This is a genomic window from Shewanella sp. SM95 (genome assembly GCF_025653595.1).
Classification (GTDB): domain Bacteria; phylum Pseudomonadota; class Gammaproteobacteria; order Enterobacterales; family Shewanellaceae; genus Shewanella; species Shewanella oncorhynchi.
The window spans coordinates 58,366-71,762 of record NZ_JAKKSE010000018.1; the positions used below are offsets into that span (position 1 = coordinate 58,366).

Annotated in this window: 18 protein-coding genes; 11 read left to right on the plus strand and 7 right to left on the minus strand. The window is 46.2% G+C overall.

Annotated features, from left to right (window positions below; translation table 11 throughout):
- The first annotated feature begins 8 nt into the window (after window positions 1-8).
- The gene (degS, locus tag L5M29_RS17635; RefSeq protein ID WP_212600141.1) at window positions 9-1,091 is read left to right on the plus strand and encodes an outer membrane-stress sensor serine endopeptidase DegS; all 1,083 of its coding nucleotides are present in this window, start codon (window positions 9-11) and stop codon (window positions 1,089-1,091) included.
- A 98-nt stretch (window positions 1,092-1,189) separates the two neighbouring features.
- Here degS and murA read toward each other — a convergent pair whose 3' ends face one another.
- The 7 genes from murA to mlaF are packed head-to-tail and all read right to left on the minus strand — an operon-like array spanning window position 1,190 to window position 5,821.
- Complete coding sequence (gene murA / locus L5M29_RS17640) at window positions 1,190-2,449, minus strand: UDP-N-acetylglucosamine 1-carboxyvinyltransferase (protein ID WP_105251399.1); 1,260 nt, start codon at window positions 2,447-2,449, stop codon at window positions 1,190-1,192.
- A 9-nt stretch (window positions 2,450-2,458) separates the two neighbouring features.
- A complete protein-coding gene (locus tag L5M29_RS17645; RefSeq protein ID WP_006086065.1) occupies window positions 2,459-2,716 on the minus strand; it encodes a BolA family protein in 258 nt (85 codons plus the stop codon).
- A 19-nt stretch (window positions 2,717-2,735) separates the two neighbouring features.
- The gene (locus tag L5M29_RS17650; protein ID WP_105251398.1) at window positions 2,736-3,020 is read right to left on the minus strand and encodes a lipid asymmetry maintenance protein MlaB; all 285 of its coding nucleotides are present in this window, start codon (window positions 3,018-3,020) and stop codon (window positions 2,736-2,738) included.
- Window positions 3,017-3,679, minus strand: a complete 663-nt coding sequence (locus L5M29_RS17655; RefSeq protein WP_105251397.1) for a phospholipid-binding protein MlaC — start codon at window positions 3,677-3,679, stop codon at window positions 3,017-3,019. Before L5M29_RS17655 ends, L5M29_RS17650 begins: the two co-directional genes overlap by 4 nt.
- A gap of 11 nt (window positions 3,680-3,690) precedes the next feature.
- Window positions 3,691-4,164, minus strand: a complete 474-nt coding sequence (gene mlaD / locus L5M29_RS17660; RefSeq protein ID WP_028759401.1) for an outer membrane lipid asymmetry maintenance protein MlaD — start codon at window positions 4,162-4,164, stop codon at window positions 3,691-3,693.
- A 56-nt stretch (window positions 4,165-4,220) separates the two neighbouring features.
- Window positions 4,221-5,006: a lipid asymmetry maintenance ABC transporter permease subunit MlaE gene (mlaE, locus tag L5M29_RS17665; RefSeq protein ID WP_105251396.1), complete on the minus strand. Its 786-nt coding sequence runs from the start codon at window positions 5,004-5,006 to the stop codon at window positions 4,221-4,223.
- Complete coding sequence (gene mlaF, locus L5M29_RS17670; RefSeq protein ID WP_063882287.1) at window positions 5,003-5,821, minus strand: phospholipid ABC transporter ATP-binding protein MlaF; 819 nt, start codon at window positions 5,819-5,821, stop codon at window positions 5,003-5,005. Before mlaF ends, mlaE begins: the two co-directional genes overlap by 4 nt.
- A 643-nt stretch (window positions 5,822-6,464) precedes the next feature.
- Here mlaF and L5M29_RS17675 point away from each other — a divergent pair.
- From L5M29_RS17675 to L5M29_RS17720, 10 genes are all read left to right on the plus strand, one after another.
- Window positions 6,465-7,442, plus strand: coding sequence for a KpsF/GutQ family sugar-phosphate isomerase (locus L5M29_RS17675; protein ID WP_168825500.1), 978 nt, complete (start codon window positions 6,465-6,467; stop codon window positions 7,440-7,442).
- Window positions 7,442-7,993, plus strand: coding sequence for a 3-deoxy-manno-octulosonate-8-phosphatase KdsC (kdsC, locus tag L5M29_RS17680; RefSeq protein ID WP_028759542.1), 552 nt, complete (start codon window positions 7,442-7,444; stop codon window positions 7,991-7,993). The genes L5M29_RS17675 and kdsC overlap by 1 nt, the downstream gene beginning before the upstream one ends.
- Window positions 7,990-8,550, plus strand: coding sequence for an LPS export ABC transporter periplasmic protein LptC (gene lptC, locus L5M29_RS17685; protein WP_105251394.1), 561 nt, complete (start codon window positions 7,990-7,992; stop codon window positions 8,548-8,550). Before kdsC ends, lptC begins: the two co-directional genes overlap by 4 nt.
- Window positions 8,537-9,091, plus strand: coding sequence for a lipopolysaccharide transport periplasmic protein LptA (lptA, locus tag L5M29_RS17690; RefSeq protein WP_105251393.1), 555 nt, complete (start codon window positions 8,537-8,539; stop codon window positions 9,089-9,091). Before lptC ends, lptA begins: the two co-directional genes overlap by 14 nt.
- The gene (gene lptB, locus L5M29_RS17695) at window positions 9,088-9,819 is read left to right on the plus strand and encodes an LPS export ABC transporter ATP-binding protein (RefSeq protein ID WP_105251392.1); all 732 of its coding nucleotides are present in this window, start codon (window positions 9,088-9,090) and stop codon (window positions 9,817-9,819) included. The genes lptA and lptB overlap by 4 nt, the downstream gene beginning before the upstream one ends.
- Window positions 9,820-9,926: 107 nt before the next feature.
- Window positions 9,927-11,405 carry an RNA polymerase factor sigma-54 gene (locus tag L5M29_RS17700; protein ID WP_263169171.1) on the plus strand — a complete coding sequence of 493 codons (1,479 nt, stop codon included), beginning with the start codon at window positions 9,927-9,929 and terminating at the stop codon, window positions 11,403-11,405.
- 28 nt (window positions 11,406-11,433) lie between these two features.
- Complete coding sequence (gene hpf, locus L5M29_RS17705; protein WP_028759468.1) at window positions 11,434-11,721, plus strand: ribosome hibernation promoting factor; 288 nt, start codon at window positions 11,434-11,436, stop codon at window positions 11,719-11,721.
- Window positions 11,722-11,723: 2 nt separating this feature from the next.
- A complete protein-coding gene (ptsN, locus tag L5M29_RS17710; protein WP_006083071.1) occupies window positions 11,724-12,167 on the plus strand; it encodes a PTS IIA-like nitrogen regulatory protein PtsN in 444 nt (147 codons plus the stop codon).
- Window positions 12,164-13,018 (plus strand): RNase adapter RapZ, encoded by an 855-nt coding sequence (rapZ, locus tag L5M29_RS17715; protein ID WP_113939979.1) that lies wholly within the window; start codon window positions 12,164-12,166, stop codon window positions 13,016-13,018. Before ptsN ends, rapZ begins: the two co-directional genes overlap by 4 nt.
- A complete protein-coding gene (locus tag L5M29_RS17720) occupies window positions 13,005-13,280 on the plus strand; it encodes an HPr family phosphocarrier protein (RefSeq protein WP_006083073.1) in 276 nt (91 codons plus the stop codon). Before rapZ ends, L5M29_RS17720 begins: the two co-directional genes overlap by 14 nt.
- Window positions 13,281-13,397 lie beyond the last annotated feature (117 nt).

Sequence of the window (13,397 nt, forward strand, 5' to 3'; positions counted from 1 at the left end):
ATCCTGCCATGACTATAAAAGACACTCTGTTATATCTCGGTAAAGCCACCCTTTTCGGCCTTATCATGGCGGCCATGTTTTTATTGGTGACACGTTATTTCGATAACCAATCCCTCGGTAGTAGTCTGCTACAAACCCGTGCCAACAACACAGTCGAGCTATCCTTTGCCAAGGCGGTGCGCCGTGCAGCTCCTGCCGTTGTCAATATTTATAGCCTCAGCATAGATCAGAATCGGCCACTTAATTCAGGCTCACTTCAAGGTCTAGGTTCTGGGGTGATAATGAGTAAAGAAGGTTATATTCTCACTAATTATCATGTCATTAAGAAAGCCGATGAGATTGTTGTCGCCCTGCAAGATGGACGCAAATTTACCTCTGAAGTGGTTGGTTTCGATCCTGAAACCGATTTATCGGTACTCAAAATTGAAGGCGATAACTTACCAATTGTCCCCGTTAATCTCGACAGTCCGCCTCAAGTCGGTGATGTCGTACTCGCTATTGGTAATCCCTACAATTTAGGCCAGACCATTACCCAAGGCATCATCAGTGCCACGGGGCGTAACGGCTTAAGTTCAGGTTACTTAGACTTCCTACAAACCGATGCAGCGATTAATGCGGGTAACTCGGGTGGCGCACTCATTGACACTAACGGCAGCCTTATCGGTATTAATACCGCAGCATTCCAAGTGGGTGAAGAAGGTGGCGGCCATGGGATTAACTTCGCTATCCCGATTAAATTAGCCCACAGCATTATGGGTAAGTTGATTAAAAACGGCCGCGTGATCCGTGGTGCTTTGGGTATTTCAGGTGAACCTATCAACCCTGTCATTGCACAAATTCTCAATCTGCCCGATTTAAAAGGTGTGGTCATTATGGGTGTCGATCCAAATGGCCCAGCGGCCCGTGCCCAGCTAATGCCAAGGGATGTGATTATTAAATACGATGGTGAAGATGTGCCAGGCGTTGAAATGCTAATGGACCGTATAGCTGAAACTACACCGGGTAAGAAAGTGATGATGACTGTGATACGCCAAGGTAAACAACAAGAGTTACCTGTGATTATCGATGAGAAGGTTGTGATCGATAACTAGAGCGTCACTCAGTATTACAAGCTCAACTGCAGAAAACAAAAAACCAGCTTTTAGCTGGTTTTTTTAATGATTCAAAATTAGCTTAAATCAGTAACAGATCACTGAATACGCACAACCTGTGCGCCTAAACCTTGAAACTTATTCTCAATATGCTCATAGCCACGATCTAAGTGATAGATACGATCGACAATCGTCTTACCATCGGCCACTAAGCCCGCAATCACTAGACTCGCTGACGCACGTAAATCCGTCGCCATTACCTGAGCACCACTTAAAGATTCAATCCCTTGGATAATACAGGTGTTGCCTTCAAGCTCCATGGTAGCGCCCATACGGATAAGTTCAGGCACATGCATAAAACGATTTTCGAAGATAGTCTCAGTTATGGTTGCCGTGCCTTGCGCTAAGGCATTGAGTACACAAAACTGCGCCTGCATATCGGTTGGGAAACCAGGATAAGGTGCCGTCTTGATATTCACTGCCTTCGGACGTTTACCCTGCATATCGAGCTCAATCCAATCTTCGCCCGTAGTAATCGTCGCGCCTGCATCTTCAAGTTTTGCGATAACCGACTCAAGTGATGCAGGATCTGCTTTTAAGCAACGAATACGGCCACGAGTTACCGCGGCAGCAACGAGGAAGGAACCGGTTTCGATACGATCTGGCATAACTCGGTAATTACAGCCCTGTAAACGCTCAACCCCTTGAATACGCAATGTCGCACTGCCTACACCAGTGATTTTTGCACCCATGGCAATTAAGCAATTAGCGAGATCGATCACTTCAGGTTCACGGGCCGCGTTTTCAATCACGGTTTCGCCATCGGCTAATGCTGCGGCCATCAGTAAGTTTTCAGTCGCACCAACACTCACCATGTCCATAAAGATATGTGCGCCTTTAAGACGACCATCAACACGGGCCTTGATATAACCTTCTTTCACTTCAATCTTGGCGCCCATCATTTCAAGGCCATGTAAGTGCAAGTTCACTGGTCTTGCGCCAATGGCACAGCCGCCAGGCAATGACACATCAGCCGTACCATAGCGAGCCAATAACGGCCCTAAGATCAAGATAGAAGCACGCATGGTTTTCACTAGATCATAGGGAGCGCAAAACTCATTCAGATTAGTGGTAGAAATGCGGATCTGTCCGTCACCGAGTTCAGTCACTTCAGCGCCGAGACAGCGTAATAATTTACAGCTCGTACTCACATCACGCAGATTGGGCACGTTAGAAACCACAAAATCGGTTTCAGCCAATACACCCGCCATCAGAATAGGCAAAGCTGCATTTTTAGCACCCGAAATAATCACATCACCGGCAAGCGGGGGGCTTGCCTGAATTGTTAGTTTATCCACTTTTCCTCACTAGCTAGGCATGTTGAAAACTTTTTCGCGTTTCCATTGAGTCGGCGTGAAAGTTTTGATCGTTAATGCATGTAATTCACCGCTGGCAATGTGTGCCGTCAACGGTGCATAAATGGCTTGTTGCTGTTTGACTCGGCTCATACCATCGAAGCATTCACCTACGGCGATCACTTTATAATGGCTACCATCCGAGCTAGCGTGAACTTCTTCAAGCCCTAACGCATCACGTAAAATCTGTTCGATTAAGCTGCATTCCATGAAATCTATTACCCTATTCTCAATGCGCTTCTTCGGTAAAGAAGGCATCTAAATCATATAAATCAATTAGTTTTTTAAGTTGTGGTGAAGCAGAACTCAATACAAGTTGGCTGCGATGTTCACGCACTAACGCCAGCAAAAATGCCATGCCAGCGCTATCACTGTATTCGAGCCCAGACAGAGACAATATCTGGGTTGACTCATTCAGCAGTTGTTGCCGCTGTGGCCAAAGTGTAATGACATCGGCTTGGGTTATGCGCCCTTTGAGATGACAAACTGTCCCCTGTTGCACAAATTCAATCACGACTGTGACTTCCCTGATTTTGCCTTCATGACCACTTTCTCTTTTGTGCGATCTTCGAGCATCTTAATCACGGGATCGATACCCTGTTGGCGAATTAGATTAGAGATTTCCGACTGCTTAGAAGACAGTAAGCTCACACCTTCGGCAACTAAATCAAATGCCTTCCATGAGTCATCCTTTAAACGGCGCGCCTTAAACAACAGTTTAATCGGTGGGCGACCGGCTTCGATGATTTGCACGTTTACATCGACCATTTTCTCTTTGCTAAAATCAATCCCAGGTGAGAATTCCACTTTTTGATTAGTATATTCAGTAAAGGCTTGAGCATAAGTAGAGATTAAATAACCTTCAAAAGCATTGACGAAACGATTGCGTTGCTCTTCGGTTGAATCCTTAAGATATTGGCCTAATACCTTATAAGAAGCGTATTTATAATCGACATAAGGCATGAGTTCTTCACGAACAATCACCTTTAAATGGTCTGAATTTGCGTCGATTAATGCTTTATCTTTGTGAAAACGATCGAAGGTTTTATTGGCAACGGCTTTCACCATGGCATACGGATCTGTCGTATCGACAACCACATCAGCGGCGACTGCGCTCGTTGCCCCTAAAACCATCACTAACGGCAATAAAAAACGAGATAAGTTTTTAAACATAGCGGTAACCCCTATTTATCCTTCGAACCCATACTATATAAGAACTGACCAATCAGCTCCTCCAACACTAATGCCGAGCGAGTGTCGTCAATCTTATCGCCATCTTTCAGCATACTGACATCATCGTCGACAAAACCCGGTGTTAACCCTAAGAATTGTTCGCCCAACAAACCCGAAGTCAAAATGGCTAAACTACTGGTTTCAGGGAATTTATCGTAACGCTTGTCCATCACTAATGTGACCACAGCCACTAACTTAACTGGGTCTAAATCTATGCTGCTCACTCGGCCAACGACAACACCGCCAACCTTGACTGGCGAACGCACCTTCAAACCACCAATGTTGGTAAAATTGGCTTGTATGGTATAAGTGCTATCGCTGCTTTTCACTTCAATATTGGCGACGTTAAAGACTAAGACCAAAAAAGCGGCCAATCCTGTTAAAAGAAACACACCCACTAATAATTCAATTTTTCGTGTCAACATGTTCAGCTACCACTCTGTTAATCCATCTAACCTGTGTCGAAATCCGCAGTGTTCCGTTAGCGGCCAAACATCAGGGCTGTCAGTAAAAAATCCAATGCCAATACAGCGAGGCTCGACTGAACGACAGTCTGGGTCGTTGCACGGCTGATGCCTTCCGGATTTGGGATCACTTGATAACCGCGATATAACGCAATCCAAGTGACCACTACGGCAAACACACCACTTTTGATCAAGCAGTTAACTATGTCCTGACGCCATTCGACAGACGCCTGCAGAATCGACCAAAACGCACCACTGTCGATCCCTTTCCATTCCACGCCAACAAGGTGCCCGCCATAAATACCTACAGCGGTAAACATCAACGCCAGCAATGGCATACTGATCACTCCAGCCCAAAAGCGCGGTGCAATAATCTGCCTTAATGGGTCAATCGCCATCATTTCTAAACTGGAAAGCTGCTCAGTACTTTTCATTAAACCAATTTCAGCGGTTAATGCTGAACCCGCCCGTCCCGCAAACAATAACGCGGTAACAACTGGCCCCAACTCACGCAGTAAACTGAGCGCCACCATAGGACCTAAGCTTTCTTCGGTGCCAAAACCAACTAAGATGTTATAGCCTTGCAGTGCGAGCACCATGCCGATAAAGAGTCCTGAGACTAAAATAATCACCATGGATTGCACACCGACCACATAAATCTGGCGCACTAATAATGGAAAACCTTTACGCACGCGTGGCCAGCGAAAAATCGCCCCCCACAGCATAAGGCCTGCACGGCCAAAACCGAGCACTAGCTCAATCGCGCTGCGGCCTAAGTCGGCAATACTGTCGATTAACTTCACTTGCCAACTCCTTTTGCCATTAATTCTTGCTGGTAATCATTTGCCGGATAATGGAACGGCACAGGGCCGTCCGGAGCACCTTGAATAAACTGTTTCAGCTGCGGATTATCAGCGTACTTTAATTCTTCAGGGGTACCGTGGGCGATGACTTTTTTGTCAGCCACCACATATACATAATCGGCAATGCCAAGCACTTCATCCACATCGTGGGACACTACAATGGAAGTCAGATTCAGCGCATCGGATAACTCACGAATAAGCTTTACTAACACGCCCATCGATATTGGGTCTTGCCCTGCAAAAGGCTCATCGTACATCACCATTTCAGGTTCAAGCGCTATGGCTCTAGCCAATGCGGCGCGGCGTTGCATACCACCGGACAACTCGCTTGGCATCATCTGAGCTGCACCACGTAAACCTACGGCTTCAAGCTTCATCAGCACGATAGTGCGAATAATGTCTTCAGGTAGTCCAGAATGTTCACGCAGTGCAAACGCCACGTTATCGAACACATTAATGTCGGTAAACAGCGCGCCACTTTGAAACAGCATGCTCATCCGCTTACGCAGACTAAATAATTCATTACGACTCACGCCATGGATATCGTGACCGTCGAATAACACTTGTCCATGGTCAGGCGTTAATTGGCCGCCAATCAATTTCAACAGGGTCGTTTTGCCTATGCCGCTCGGCCCCATGATCGCCGTCACCTTGCCCCTTGGAATGGACAGGCTAATATCTTCATATATCACACGCTGACCGCGGCTAAACCCCAAATTACGGATCTCAACCAACGGCGTTTGTTCTTGAGTCATGCTTGATTCCGACATTTGCAAATGAGGTGATCCTAGTCTTCCGAGACTGACCAATCGAAGAGCCGCAAATTGTACGTAATTGCGCTTTAACCTACAACCGAATCGACACTATCGCCCTGCGATACTTTCAATTTGCCTCATTTACAGCGAAAATGCGCCCTAAGTTTTCACTCTGCACAGGTAAAATGTTACTTAATGTTTTCAACCTAGTTGCAGAATTGGCAGTATTGGCTAATTCGTTCGCACTTAGCTCACTCTTCGCCCACTTTTATCGGGGAGAGTCGATACGCAATTGCGCAATAGAGGCATCCCATAGGGTAATACCCGCTGCGATATGGGATAAATCCATTGAAATAAACGACAAAGACGATGATATTGCTCAAGACCTTCTGCCGCTAAACACGTTATTGTGCGTGAATAGCTAACGCAGCTGAACTTGACGAGTCGGATCAATCGCTCTAGCCTGCCGCAATTGTTTTGCTGTTTTCGGTAATTAACCACAGCAAGACATAAGCTAAATTGTCTGAAAACAAACTAATACTTGGCAGAAAGCCTATTACATATCATCTTTATCGCGTACCAAATTGTGCTATTCCAATCCCATCAATGGGGCGACAAAGACAATGCAAAAAGAGAGATAGACATGGTAGACAAATCACAACTGCGCCAATGGGGTTGTAAAGTTATCGACATTGAAAAGTCAGCCCTAGACAATCTTTATCAATATGTTGATTCGGCTGAATTTGCAGAAGCTTGCGAGTTGATCCTCAACTGCACAGGCAAAGTGATTGTCATGGGAATGGGCAAATCGGGCCATATCGGCAATAAGATTTCTGCCACCCTCGCCAGCACAGGAACGCCCGCATTTTTTGTGCATCCGGGTGAAGCCAGCCACGGCGATCTGGGTGTATTGGCCGATAACGATGTGATTTTAGCGATTTCAAATTCTGGTGAGTCGAGCGAAATCCTCACCTTAATGCCGGTCATCCAACGTATGGGCGTGCCCGTTATCGCGGTAACGGGTAAACCCGAATCGAATATGGCGCGATTATCTAAAGTGCATTTATGTATTGAAGTCCCAGAAGAGGCTTGCCCACTTGGACTAGCACCCACCTCAAGTACCACAGCAACCTTAGTGATGGGCGATGCCATCGCCATTGCGCTGCTGCAAGCGAAAGGCTTTACCCGTGATGATTTTGCTATGTCCCATCCCGGCGGTGCATTAGGACGTAAGTTGCTGTTAAAAGTCTGTGATGTGATGCACAGCGGTGATGACTTACCGCTCGTCAACCACGATATTTGCATCACAGAAGCCCTGTACGAAATCTCCAAGAAAGGCTTAGGCATGACGGCGATTATCGATGATCAGCGCAAGCTGGTTGGTATCTTCACCGATGGTGATTTACGCCGCGTTATCGATGCCGAAGTGAATTTACGCACGACGCCCATTGCCGATGTGATGACCCGTAACTGCGTCACGATCACGGATAATGTATTGGCCGCCCAAGCGCTGCAAGTGATGGACTCAAAAAACATCAACGGATTAATTGTTATTGATAAAGATCGCCATCCTATCGGCGCTCTTAACATGCTAGACATGGTTAAAGCAGGAGTCATTTAATGCCACAGCAAGGATTTTACGGCCCAATCAGTGATGATGTGTGGCAACGCGCGCAAAAGATTAAACTGTTAATCTGTGACGTCGATGGGGTGTTTTCCGACGGCCGTATTTACTTGAGCAATAGCGGCGAAGAGCTCAAAGCCTTCCATACCCGTGACGGTTATGGCGTGCGCTCACTCCTCACCAGCGGTTTCAACCTCGCCGTGATCACAGGACGTCAATCCAAAATCGTTGAAAACCGTATGACAGCCCTTGGTGTTACCCATATTTACCAAGGCGTAGACAATAAGTTCGAGCCCTATGAAGCATTGCTCGCACTTTATGGTGTCACCCCAGAAGAAGTGGCTTATATCGGTGATGATATTGTCGATCTCCCCGTGATGAATGTCGTCGGTTTAGCGGTCAGTGTTGCTGACGGCCACCCCTATGTACGCCAACACGCCCATTTTGTGACTACGCTCAATGGTGGCCACGGTGCACTGCGTGAACTCACAGATCTGTTACTCCTAAGTCAAAATAAATTCACTTCGGCCCATGGAATGAGTATATGAGTCGTGTGACACTCGCGATTATCGCTTTTTTTGGAACCGCACTAGCGCTTTACTGGCAGGTCCAGAACAAACACAGCGGTGATTCCGATAACAGAGTTAAAGATCAAAATACCCCAGATTTCATCGTTGAAGATCTGCGCAGTGTTGAGTTCAATGAGCAAGGACTAGTGAATAGCCGTGTGACGGCGAAACACATGGAACATTATGATTCAACGAATCAAACTTTCTTTACTCAACCTGTTTATCTTGTTTATCCAGACCAAGGTAAAGCACAATGGCAGCTCAGGGCTGATCAGGGCAAGCTAAACAAGGAAACTGGCAAGGTTGTATTAGAAAATAATGTTATTATCGATGCCATTAGCCCAGAAGAACCGATTCAGACCTTGTCCACCAGTTATCTGGAACTCGATCTCAACACTATGATAATGACCTCTGACCGTACCATTTACGTCACAGGGAAAGATTTTAATATTCAAGGCCAAGGCCTTTATGCCGACCTCAACGCGCAAGAAGTGCAATTGACCAGTCAGGTAGTAGGAACATATGAAGCAAAATAACGTATTACTTGCCAGCCTAATGCTAATTATGAGCATGAGTGCTTTCGCGAAAGTGGGCGACTTAAAGCAAGAAGTCAAAATTAAAGCTGTGAGCCAAACTGCGGATATCAAAAACAACCAGATCATCTTCTTTGGTCCAGTTGAAGTTACCCAAGGCTCAATAAAAATCCAAGCAAATGAACTGCGTGCATTTTCCGCTGAAGGTGAAAATAGCAAAACTTTGGTCGCCACAGGCAACCCTGCTACGTATAGCCAAATATTAGACGATGGTCGCCCAGCATCGGCAAGCGCGAAAGAAATTCGTTACGATATGGCAAGCCGCACCTTAACACTGAAAGGTATGGCGTCATTAGATCAAGCAGGTAGCCAAGTTACAGGCAATTTAATCCGCTATAACATGATTCAACAGAAATTGATGGCCGAGAGTACTGGCAGTGGTGACGATCGCGTGATCACTATTATTCAGCCTGAAAACTATCAAGATGATGCTAAATCAGACGCTCCGGCGGATAAACCTGTAAAAAAGCAGGACTCTAAATGACCCAAATCACCTTAAGAGCACAAAATCTGGCAAAAAGTTACAAGAGTCGCCAAGTGGTTAAAGACGTCAGTCTGACGGTAAAAACCGGTCAAGTCGTTGGCCTACTCGGTCCAAACGGTGCCGGTAAAACCACGACCTTTTACATGGTTGTCGGGCTAGTGAAGAGCGATAAGGGGCATATCTTTATCGACGATGATGATTTAACCGCAGATCCTATGCATCTGCGTGCCCGCAAAGGCATAGGTTACTTACCGCAGGAAGCCAGTATCTTTCGTAAGCTAACTGTTCATGACAACATCATGGCCGTACTGCAAACTCGTAAAGAACTTAAAAACGAAGAACGAGAAGAAGAACTAGAACATCTGCTCGAAGAGTTTCATATCACCCACATCCGTGACAGCCAAGGCATGTCATTGTCGGGTGGCGAACGTCGTCGCGTCGAAATTGCGCGGGCTTTAGCCGCTAATCCTAAGTTCATTTTGCTCGATGAACCGTTTGCCGGCGTCGATCCTATTTCGGTTATCGACATCAAGAAGATTATCGAACAACTCAAAAGTCGCGGCCTTGGCGTACTGATCACAGACCATAATGTCCGCGAGACATTAGATGTATGTGAACATGCTTATATTGTGAGTCACGGAAACCTGATTGCCGAAGGAACTCCAGCAGAGATCTTAGACAATCAGCAAGTTAGGGCTGTGTACTTAGGTGAACAATTCAGGCTATAGTTAATCGAGCGAAGCCTATGGAGACAATTTATACCGCCATTAGGCTTCACTCAAAATGATAATAAGCGACCTCCTCCAACAATAATAACGTAGGGATCAGCGGTAACATGAAAGCGTCACTCCAGCTCAAACTGGGTCAACAGTTAACCATGACGCCACAATTACAACAGGCCATACGTCTGTTGCAACTGTCGTCATTAGAACTGCAGCAAGAGATCCAGCAAGCATTAGATTCTAATCCCCTTCTCGAGCTGGAAGAGGATCAATTCGACGCCACTAAACCCCCTGTAAACCAAACGCTATCCGATACGGATTTCAGTGAATCTAGCACTCTGCCACCAGAAAAAGACAGCTCCACCATAGACACGGCAGAGTCGCTAACCAAAGAATCCATGCCCGATGAGCTCCCCATGGACACCACATGGGATGAAGTGTTTACCGCCTCCCCAAACTCAGGCCCCGGCGGCAGTCGTGAAGACGATATGCCCTTCCAAGGCGAGACCAGTGAAGGTTTGTACGAACACTTAGAATGGCAAAAAAACCTCACGCCGTTTTCTGAAACCGATTTAGCCATTGCCACCGCCATTATTGATGCCATCGACGATCAGGGCTATCTCACCCAAAGCACTGAAGAAATTCTCGAAGCCATGGGCAATCCTGAAGTTGAGCTTGACGAAGTCGAAGCCGTACTCAAGCGCATTCAGCATTTTGATCCCATAGGCGTTGCCGCACGCGATTTAAGTGAATGCCTGCTGATCCAACTGTCGCATTTCGCCGCTGATACTCCCAACCTAGAAAACGCCCGCATGCTGATCAAAGATCATTTAGATCTGATCGCCGCCCGTGATTTTAGATTATTGATGCGTAAGACTAAATTAAAAGAAGATGAATTAAGGGATGGTATAGCACTTATCCAAACCCTCAATCCTCGCCCAGGTTTGTTGATCACGCCCAATAATGACGAATACGTTATCCCAGATGTGTCTGTGTCGAAGAAAAATGGCCGCTGGGTCGTTGAGCTTAATCCTGACTGCATGCCCAAAATCAATGTAAATCAACATTATGCTTCTATGGCACGCAGTACCAAAAACCAAGCCGATAGCCAATTTATTCGCGGCCATCTGCAAGAGGCTAAATGGTTTATTAAGAGCCTAGAAAGCCGTAACGATACTTTGCTTAAAGTTGCTAATTGCATAGTGCAATATCAGCAAGGTTTCTTTGAGTACGGTGAAGAAGCCATGAAGCCTATGGTGCTTAACGATATTGCCGAAGCGGTAGAAATGCATGAGTCCACCATCTCACGGGTCACAACTCAAAAATACATGCATACCCCTAAGGGACTTTTTGAACTAAAATACTTCTTCTCTAGCCACGTCGGTACTGACGATGGTGGTGAGTGCTCATCCACAGCAATCAGAGCCTTTATCAAGAAACTGGTTGCAGCGGAAAACCAGAAAAAACCATTAAGCGATAGTAAGATGGCACAACTTCTGGCAGAACAAGGGATCAACGTAGCCCGCAGAACCATTGCGAAGTACCGAGAGGCTATGCTTATTCCACCTTCTAATCAGCGTAAAAGTTTATAACCTACAGTGGATATCGGAGGACGTTTCTATGCAAATAAACCTAAGTGGGCACCATATCGAAATTACCGAATCGTTACGTGCATATGTAGAAGAAAAGTTTTCAAAACTTGAACGCCATTTCGAACAGATCAATAATGTGCACGTTGTGCTCAATGTTGAGAAAATGCAACAGATTGCCGAAGCGAGAATAAACCTCATAGGTGGTGAAGTTTTTGCTACTTCAGAGCATGCTGACATGTATGCCGCTATAGACGCCCTGATTGACAAGCTTGACCGTCAGGTTATTAAACACAAAGAGAAGTTAACAAAACACTAATAATGGAACTTTGTACCATACTGCGGCCGGAGTGCACTACCTGCGCCACTCCGGGCAGCAAGAAAAAGGTACTGGAACTCATCAGCGACTTAGTCGCTGCCCAGTACCCGACCCTCTCATCTCAAGAGATATTCGAAAGCCTAGTGGCGCGCGAAAAGATGGGGAGCACAGGTATAGGTAACGGCATCGCCATTCCACATGGTCGACTAGCCGATATAGATCAGCCCATTGCCATACTAATTAAGTGTGAAGAGCCGATAGCATTTGATGCTATCGATAAGCAACCTGTTGATATTTTATTTGCACTACTGGTGCCTGCAGACCAATGTCAGCAGCACTTAAGTACCTTGTCTTGCATGGCCGAAAAGCTGAGCGACAAGCAAATATTAAAGCAATTACGCAAGACGCATGATGAAACGGAACTCTATCAGGTAATCACTGGATGAAACTGGTCATAGTGTCGGGCCGCTCAGGCTCAGGCAAATCTGTCGCCCTTAGGGTACTCGAAGATCTCGGCTATTATTGTGTCGATAACCTTCCCTTGCCATTGATTGGCAGTTTGCTTGAGCAACTCAAAGGCAGTAACGATCTCGTCGCCATCAGTGTCGACGTGCGTAACATGCCTGAGCAGGATAAGGTCTTAGTGAAACAACTCGCTAGCCTACCTCCAGATACTGAGTTAACGAGCTTCTTCCTTAACTCCAGCGATAAAATTCTGCTCAAGCGTTACAGCGAAACCCGCCGTTTGCATCCTTTGTCGAAGAGCCGAGTCTCTTTGCAAGAAGCGATAAAGCTGGAGGGAAAACTGCTCGAGCCTATGTCAAAACTGGTCGATCACTACATAGATACGTCGAATCTGAATATCTATGATTTAAGCGACCAAGTCAGACAAATTCTCCTTGGTAGTGTCGATAAAGAACTCGTGATCAACTTCGAGTCCTTTGGCTTTAAGCACGGAATGCCCACCGAAGCCGACTTTATGTTCGATGTGCGCTTTCTGCCCAATCCCCACTGGGAGTTGGCGCTGCGGCCATTGACTGGCTTAGATGAACCCGTAGCTGAGTTCTTAAATCGTCAACCACTGGTTAATAAGTTCATCTGGCAAATCGAAAATTTACTGGAGACTTGGCTGCCGCACCTCGAGCGTAACAATCGCAGTTATTTAACTGTGGCCATTGGCTGCACAGGTGGACAGCACAGATCGGTTTACGTCGCAGAGCAATTGGCAAAACGCTTTAGTAACGGTAAACATAAAGTTTATGCCCGTCATCGAGAGCTCAATAATGCCAAAACTTGAACGTCAGATAACCATCTGTAATAAGCTCGGTTTACATGCCCGTGCCGCCACTAAGTTGGTGGTACTGGCTTCCGAGTTTGATGCGACCATCACCTTAATCCAAGGCGATAAACAAGCATCGGCCGCCAGTGTACTTGGCTTACTGATGCTTGAAACTGGCATGGGTAAAACCATCAAGCTGATCGCCGAAGGCCCAGATGCAGAGCCGGCTCTCGATGCTATTTGTGCCTTAATCGACGCTAAGTTTGACGAAGCCTGTTAGTTTCACTTCACACTAAGCACTTCATCGTTAGTTTCACTTCATGTCTAGTTTAAAAAACTTGCCATTCACACATGGCAAAACATTTGTCGCTCGACGATACAAGCCACAGGCGATTAC

Coding starts and splice junctions, on each gene's coding strand:
- degS (WP_212600141.1), top strand. CDS start 9: ATGACTATAAAAGACACTCTGTTATATCTCGGTAAAGCCACCCTTTTC.
- L5M29_RS17645 (WP_006086065.1), bottom strand. CDS start 2,716: ATGGAATGCAGCTTAATCGAACAGATTTTACGTGATGCGTTAGGGCTT.
- L5M29_RS17655 (WP_105251397.1), bottom strand. CDS start 3,679: ATGTTTAAAAACTTATCTCGTTTTTTATTGCCGTTAGTGATGGTTTTA.
- mlaD (WP_028759401.1), bottom strand. CDS start 4,164: ATGTTGACACGAAAAATTGAATTATTAGTGGGTGTGTTTCTTTTAACA.
- mlaF (WP_063882287.1), bottom strand. CDS start 5,821: ATGACTCAAGAACAAACGCCGTTGGTTGAGATCCGTAATTTGGGGTTT.
- L5M29_RS17675 (WP_168825500.1), top strand. CDS start 6,465: ATGGTAGACAAATCACAACTGCGCCAATGGGGTTGTAAAGTTATCGAC.
- kdsC (WP_028759542.1), top strand. CDS start 7,442: ATGCCACAGCAAGGATTTTACGGCCCAATCAGTGATGATGTGTGGCAA.
- lptC (WP_105251394.1), top strand. CDS start 7,990: ATGAGTCGTGTGACACTCGCGATTATCGCTTTTTTTGGAACCGCACTA.
- lptA (WP_105251393.1), top strand. CDS start 8,537: ATGAAGCAAAATAACGTATTACTTGCCAGCCTAATGCTAATTATGAGC.
- lptB (WP_105251392.1), top strand. CDS start 9,088: ATGACCCAAATCACCTTAAGAGCACAAAATCTGGCAAAAAGTTACAAG.
- L5M29_RS17700 (WP_263169171.1), top strand. CDS start 9,927: ATGAAAGCGTCACTCCAGCTCAAACTGGGTCAACAGTTAACCATGACG.
- hpf (WP_028759468.1), top strand. CDS start 11,434: ATGCAAATAAACCTAAGTGGGCACCATATCGAAATTACCGAATCGTTA.
- ptsN (WP_006083071.1), top strand. CDS start 11,724: ATGGAACTTTGTACCATACTGCGGCCGGAGTGCACTACCTGCGCCACT.
- rapZ (WP_113939979.1), top strand. CDS start 12,164: ATGAAACTGGTCATAGTGTCGGGCCGCTCAGGCTCAGGCAAATCTGTC.
- L5M29_RS17720 (WP_006083073.1), top strand. CDS start 13,005: ATGCCAAAACTTGAACGTCAGATAACCATCTGTAATAAGCTCGGTTTA.